The 6,608-nt window shown below is 42.6% G+C and carries 7 protein-coding genes and 1 pseudogene; 4 read left to right on the forward strand and 4 right to left on the reverse strand.

Annotation, left to right across the window (positions count from 1 at the left end; genetic code table 11):
• Nucleotides 1-185, forward strand: a pseudogene (locus tag AC4II3_RS30370) (hypothetical protein); the annotation flags it as partial.
• A 13-nt stretch (nt 186-198) separates the two neighbouring features.
• Here the strand turns inward: AC4II3_RS30370 and AC4II3_RS30375 are convergent.
• Together AC4II3_RS30375 and acsF are read right to left on the reverse strand one after the other, a co-directional pair.
• Nucleotides 199-996: a hypothetical protein gene (locus AC4II3_RS30375; protein ID WP_488010260.1), complete on the reverse strand. Its 798-nt coding sequence runs from the start codon at nt 994-996 to the stop codon at nt 199-201.
• 227 nt (nt 997-1,223) lie between these two features.
• Nucleotides 1,224-2,300, reverse strand: coding sequence for a magnesium-protoporphyrin IX monomethyl ester (oxidative) cyclase (gene acsF, locus AC4II3_RS30380; RefSeq protein ID WP_488010259.1), 1,077 nt, complete (start codon nt 2,298-2,300; stop codon nt 1,224-1,226).
• Between the two features lie 752 nt (nt 2,301-3,052).
• Between acsF and AC4II3_RS30385 the strand changes: the two genes are divergently transcribed.
• Nucleotides 3,053-3,721, forward strand: coding sequence for a methyltransferase (locus tag AC4II3_RS30385; protein WP_488010258.1), 669 nt, complete (start codon nt 3,053-3,055; stop codon nt 3,719-3,721).
• Between the two features lie 54 nt (nt 3,722-3,775).
• Here AC4II3_RS30385 and AC4II3_RS30390 read toward each other — a convergent pair whose 3' ends face one another.
• Complete coding sequence (locus AC4II3_RS30390) at nt 3,776-3,949, reverse strand: hypothetical protein (protein WP_488010257.1); 174 nt, start codon at nt 3,947-3,949, stop codon at nt 3,776-3,778.
• Between the two features lie 111 nt (nt 3,950-4,060).
• On the opposite strand from AC4II3_RS30390, the gene AC4II3_RS30395 reads away from it, so the two are divergent.
• Nucleotides 4,061-4,561 (forward strand): TerB family tellurite resistance protein, encoded by a 501-nt coding sequence (locus tag AC4II3_RS30395; RefSeq protein WP_488010256.1) that lies wholly within the window; start codon nt 4,061-4,063, stop codon nt 4,559-4,561.
• A gap of 332 nt (nt 4,562-4,893) precedes the next feature.
• Here the strand turns inward: AC4II3_RS30395 and AC4II3_RS30400 are convergent, their stop codons facing one another.
• A complete protein-coding gene (locus AC4II3_RS30400) occupies nt 4,894-6,012 on the reverse strand; it encodes a pentapeptide repeat-containing protein (RefSeq protein WP_488010255.1) in 1,119 nt (372 codons plus the stop codon).
• A 288-nt stretch (nt 6,013-6,300) separates the two neighbouring features.
• On the opposite strand from AC4II3_RS30400, the gene AC4II3_RS30405 reads away from it, so the two are divergent.
• Nucleotides 6,301-6,483 (forward strand): hypothetical protein, encoded by a 183-nt coding sequence (locus AC4II3_RS30405; protein ID WP_293099993.1) that lies wholly within the window; start codon nt 6,301-6,303, stop codon nt 6,481-6,483.
• Nucleotides 6,484-6,608 lie beyond the last annotated feature (125 nt).

Raw genomic sequence — 6,608 nt, forward strand, 5'->3', positions numbered from 1 at the left:
TTCCCGATTCCCGATTCCCGATTCCCGATTCCCGATTCCCGATTCCCGATTCCCCAACCAGATGTAAAAAACCTACCCCTGTGAGCCCCGTGGAATGGGCATCTTGCCCGTTTCCTCCTGATTGTGGAATGGGCATCTTGCCCGTTACAATCTTCGCGCGGGCAGGATGCCCACTCTACTCGTAACCCTCTCAACATCTCAAGGCATCCATTCCAACCCAATCCCCACCCGACTATCCTTATTTTCGATAGAATTCTGTTTCTCAATATCCGTAGCAAGCCGCAAATTGGGAGTAATGGCATAACCAAAGGAAAGCTTGCTTATCCCGACCTCATCACTACTGCCAATAGACACAAAACTCTGAGTGAAGGAAATATCAGCGGCACCAGTGCGAGACAAAACCAATAGCAACCGCGCTCCCACATTTACCCCATCGGTAGAGTAACCATCAGTCTCCAAATTGCGATAACCCACCATCGGGGCAACATTGAAATAACTCCCTAAGGGCCGCACATAATACCGCAAATCGACCCCAAAGGTTTCCCGCTCACCATTAAAGGAAGCCTGATAATCTCCACTCACCGTCAAGCCAGAATTACCAATAAACACATCTTCTACTCCCACATTCACCCCTGCTGCTTGTCCATTAGAGGGAAACTGGGAGTAACCCAACCGCAACCGAGTGCGAAAACTGGGTTGATTGCGAATATCTTGCCAAACATCCGGCACCTCCTCTAGCCAACGCTGTAGCACCGGACTGCCTTCGATTACCTCTGGACTTAAATCCAACTCCTGGGCTGCTGAATTACCAGGAGGATCAGACTGGGGGGACTCTGGTAATTTATCTGGAGTAGGCTGAGGCGGATTGCCCTGGGTTTCCTCTTGGTTGCCTGTAGTCGAGTCCGGTACTGGCACCGTTTGACTCCCAGCTCGGTAAGCAACTGTGAAGGTAAACGTTAGTCCCAGTAATCCCGTTTTTAGATACTTAAGTCCCAAATTTTTTAACACTCAACAATAAAAAATACACTAACAGAACTGACGCACCTATACCGATCAAACTTCTGTAATTCTTGTATCATTTCCGGATCTAAGGGAATAGGGAATAGGGAGTAGGGAGTAGGGAATAGGGAACAGGGAATAGGGAATAGGGAATCAAAAAAAAAGTGATCCTACTTTATGTAGGATCACCACAAAAACGAAGCTAACAGTTAGCGGAGCAAACTTTAGATCATAGAACCCTGTTTAGCCGTCATATCAATGGGCTTAATCAGGTACAATTTCAGGAGCTGCCAGGCATTAGACATGTAGAGAGGCAACTTCTGGAATAATTGCAAGAACTTGGGCGTATTTGAGTTAGCGATCGCTCTTAGCTTATCATTATTCCGGACACAAATCTCCAGACGCTCATAAAATTCCGGATGGTCTACATTCAAAATAACTGGGAAGACCCGTCCTGAGGTGTCGTTAGTCTTCTCAATCACATGCTTATCATAGTCACGAGCATCTAAACCAATGGAGGCATAGAATCCAGACCGCTGAACATCATTCAGATACATAGTGGCAAACACCGACAGCAAGAAGAATCGGCACCAAAGCTTAGCCTGCCAATCATTCAGCGTATCCGGCTGAGCTCTCATGATCGCATCAAAGAAATCCCCATGACGGTTTTCATCCTGACACCAGTTTTCAAAGAAGCTGAAAATTGGATAGATTTGGTCATCAGGATTGGCTTCTAAATGGCGATAGATAGTAATGTAGCGCCAATAGCCAATCTTCTCAGACAGATAAGTAGCGTAGAAAATAAACTTGGGCTGAAAGAAGGTGTACTTCTTGCTCTTAGTCAGGAATCCCAAATCCAGCTGTAGATTGAAATCTGACATAGCCTTGTTCAGGAATCCCGCATGACGTGCTTCATCACGAGACATCAGGGTAAAGCACTCTGCCAGTACAGGATTTTTATTCTTTAAGCGCCGTCCCAATTCCTTATAGAGCAAGAAACCAGAGAATTCCGCTGTACAGGAACGTTCCAGAAACTCAACAAATAACCGGCGTTTTTCCCCATCAATGTGGTTCCAAGATTGATTAAACTCCTCATTCCGGACAAAATGGTGACGATTGTAATCAGCTCGAAACTCTTCCAGGATGGCTTCGAGTTCATCCTGATTAGGCGAGAGGTCCATCTTCGCCATTGCTTCAAAGTCAGTAGTGTAGAACCGGGGAGTTAGGATCGTGTCCTTCGCCGGTACCTTTATACCGGGTCGGATTTCATCAAAATCAGGTTTTTTAAGGGAATCTACCATCTTAAGCTCTTGCTTGCTTGTTATAGTTGCTTACCATTCTCGGTGGCCTGGTGTGGACAGATCCGGGTCACTCAACCCAAGCCCAAACCAATGACTAAGCATTCAGCCGTCAGTTATCAGGTATAAGCTCATGGCCTACGGGCACACTACTTGCTGACAGCTGTTCGCCTAGCGTGCGCGTAGCGCATTAGCTGAATGCTTACACAGTATATTGCTATAGATTGCTTTATGAGTTTACCAGGGTATTGGTGATTTCAACCGCCTATTTAGGTTAAGAGTTGCAACGTAATTTCAAGTTTTATCACATTTTACCCCTGCCGTAGCTTAAAACTGAACCCTTAAGCAAACCTGAAAGCTTAAGGAAACCTCAAGTCTAAAAGCTGTTACATAACTTAACTAAAGGAATTATTGAATCAGGTTATTCAATCAATTTATTCCCTTTTTCGTTATCATCTTTATAGTTTTGACATAAAAATGGGGATTGTCAAGGGGGAACCGTTGCGACTCCCCCTTTTTTTTAGGTAAGTATTCAGGCATTGACTGATAGCTTAATTCTTCTGTTTAAACAAATAAACAAAATTTAAACAGAAGAATTATTATTCATTTCTGCAAGAACTTGGAGTACCACTTTATCTAACTACGCAATAAATAGTATAGTAAGGATTGGTAAGCTTCAACCGTTGGCCTTGCTTGGCCTTTGGCGATTTTACGGGAATGGCTAGCATCTAAATATAGGGTATAAAAGGACAATCATGACAACAACTACCAAGGAACAACTAGAGGCAGGACAGGCTATTTACACTAAGCTGAGTTTAGCTATGTACGACCTAACTGTGGTAGCAATCTCTAATCAGTTTATATGGAAATGTCCATCATCCCACCTACTAGACTTTTACAATCAGCATATTTCAGGTAATCACCTTGACATAGGTGTTGGGAATGGATATTTCCTAGACCGTTGCACTTTTCCTACAAATACTCCTCGACTGGCATTAATGGATTTAAACACCAAATGTTTAGACGTAACATCTCGTCGGGTTGCACGTTATCATCCTGTTGCTTACAGAAGGAATATCTTGGAGTCAATTCAGTTTGACGCTCCAGGGTTTGATTCAGTGGGATTTAATTATGTACTTCACTGTGTACCGGGAACGATGGAAACAAAAGCCGTTGTTTTTGATAATATTTTGCCTTTAATTAATCCTGGTGGGGTTATTTTTGGTTCAACTATTCTAACGGTCGGAGTTGAACGGAATTTTATGGCCCGGCGTTTAATGGATGCTTATAACAAAAAGTACATTTTTAATAATCAAAATGATAGTTTAGAAGAATTAAAGAAAATTATGGAAGATAATTTTTCAGAGAGTTCAGTCAAGACAATTGGATGCGCAGCTCTATTTTGGGGACGATTAGGAACCTAGTAGAGCATTTAGGCTAAAATTCTGGATTCATTAGTATTCCAAACCCTATCTACTCTAGAGGAAATGGTTGGGGGTATTGAGTATTTGTGAGCGTTCGCATAAGCCCGGAAGCTTAGCTTCCGGACCGTAGCGTGGCCTACGGCCAATCCCATGTAATAATTCGTAAACATTCAGCCGTTGGCTTTGGCTTTGGCTTTTGGGCCACGCTACGCCAATGGCTGATTGCACCTCAAGTAGCACCTCAAGTAGCGCATATCCTTACATTGAGTTGACAAATTAAACTAAAGTTGGTTGAATCAAACTGAATATGCTCAAAACCAATAAAAAAAGGATAAAAATATGACCAGTGGAAAAACTGTCCAACTGAGCAAATATGCTGAGCATAAATATGGCTTTTCTTCTAACACTTCAGTTGATTTGGAGGTGGGGGTAAATTACGGCTGCGCCTTATTGGCGATCGCTGGTGCAGATGGAGAACTCGCAGAAGAAGAATTACAGTGGTTTATTGACGAACAAGAAATGATGGCGGAAGACTCTGAAGCTGTTCAAGAGTACGTTGAAACCCTCCGCAAATTCGATTGGAAAAATGCTAACATTGAAGAGCTATTGAGTGGAATCAAGTATGATTTTCCATTGAATTTTCGCCGCTCTATGTTGTACCAAGCGATCAAAGTCAGTCGAGCTGATGGGAACTACCATGAAAAAGAAAAAGCAGCGGTGGCTAAAGCGGCGGAAATTTTAGGAATTGAACCGAGCGTGGTTGTTAGCCTAGAGTCAGTGGCGGAAATGGAAGAGACAGCCGATCGACTGCGGATTGCTTTATTTCAAACAGATGGTTAATTCTGGTTGACAGCTTTTTAAAGAGGATTTCGATATACTTGCCTTATAAGTAAATTAAAATCCTCATTAACCAGCAGTGGTTATACTGTTTGAGTTCAGTCAATACAATTGGACGTGTGGCTCTAGTTTGGAATTAGGAACCTAGTAGAGTATCTAGGCGAAAATTCTGCGTTCATTACTATTTCAAACGCTATCTACTCTAGAGGAAATGGTTGGGGTTATTGAGTTTTTTGAGCGATCGCGCCCCGCGTGGCCTACGGCCAATCCCATTTGTTTGATTGAAGCTTACCGGATTCCTAAAAATTATCAGCACCCTGTAATTTTCGTAATCCCTATCTTTTGCTAGGGGTGAGACTTTTAGAGCTATCCCCTGGCAAATCCTCAAAAATTGCTCCTCGTTGAATTAGGTCAAGCTTCATCAATGGATCAATTCCTAAGTTATATCCGAATCGGGCTTTTTTAACTTTAGCACCAATTAAGTTGGTACCACTCAGGTCAGCACCCCTAAGGTCGGCACCAATCAAGTTGGCATCACTTAAGTCGGCAGCACTTAGGTGGGCACTATTCAGGTAGGCACCCCTGAGGTGGGCACTATTCAGGATAGCATCACTCAGGTCGGCACCACTCAGGATGGTATAACTCAGGTCGGCATCACTTAGGTCAGCATTACTGAGGTTGGCACCAATCAGGTTGGCATCACTCAGGTTAACATTACTCAGGTCCGCATCACTCAGGTCCGCATTACTCAGGTCTCGACGCACAGCTCCACGGCTAGCAATCTCTTCCACTAGACGCCATTTCTGATCAAACTCGTTATTTTGATCATCCTGTGACGTTTGGCTCAAAATTTCAATATCTTGAACAGGAAAACCGCTTAATACGTTTATTTTTCCTGATTTTATCTGAGATCTAAGCCATTCGATATCCTCTTGAGACCCTTCTACAATTAATCGGATGCTGCCTGGTTTAATATCAATAATGTTTATACTGTCCCCTGAATATTCTTGTAAAATCAATTCAATAAATTTTGGATTTTGAACTGAATCTAGATCCCCTTCTAAGACGATAACAGCTTTAATTGTTTGACTTTGTTTATCGATTACAGTCACTTCCCGCCTAGGTGCTTGCCCTTGCTCTACCTCCTCAAGCAGCTCTGAGCTACTGCCATCATTTCTGGTTAGCGGTTCTGATCGGTTTTCCTCTGCTATTCCTGCGATTTCTCTCCAGTCTAGTTTCAGTCCATCGCATATCCGTTTAAAGGAATCCAGCTGAATTGGCTTGAAATTAAAAAACTTTGTTACTGTAGTGCGACCTATAAATTGTGATTTTGCAAAGTCACTTTGAGACTCAAATCCTAGCCTTATTAAAGCCTTTTTAGCTTTTTCCATACCGTTTGAGGATGCGGTGATAGTTACTTTTTTATTTTTTTTTACTGGGCTACAATCTGTCATCGTATGGATAATTTTTGATAACTATAGTAATAGCTTGAATAGTGTTTAAAAATTCAAGGGAGTAAGCGATGCAGCCCTAAATGACTAAACTAAATAATTCCCTGATCCAAAGTTTCCTATTGCCTGCAGTCAGCGCCATAACCTTTACCGCAATCACAACTCAGGCACAACGCAATCATACAGAAATCAAAACATATTAGCAACTAATCCATTGTCCAGTCAAGGTTTCAGTTTTTTTGGGTAACCATTAAAAGTAGCAGTGAAGCGTAACAGTTACAACAAAAACCTATGGCTCATAAAACTCTGACAATCAAAGAAATGGTTCAAGCTGCTATTATATCGATATTACTTGGGGGGTCACTTACCCTAGCGGTAATTGATGAACAATACCGCCCCACCTTTATGGATATGGCAAAAATAGGTCTTGGAGGCTATCTGGGACTGTCACTTCCTAAGTCTAAAGGGAAATAAAACTAGGCGTTGCTGAATTTAGGAATGAATAAGAGTAGAGTGGGCATCCTGCCCGCTCGAAAATAAGGATGAAACTGGCAAGATGCCAGTTCTACGCCTGATGCCAGTTCTACGCCTGATGCCAG

It is taken from the genome of Moorena sp. (genome assembly GCF_982860115.1).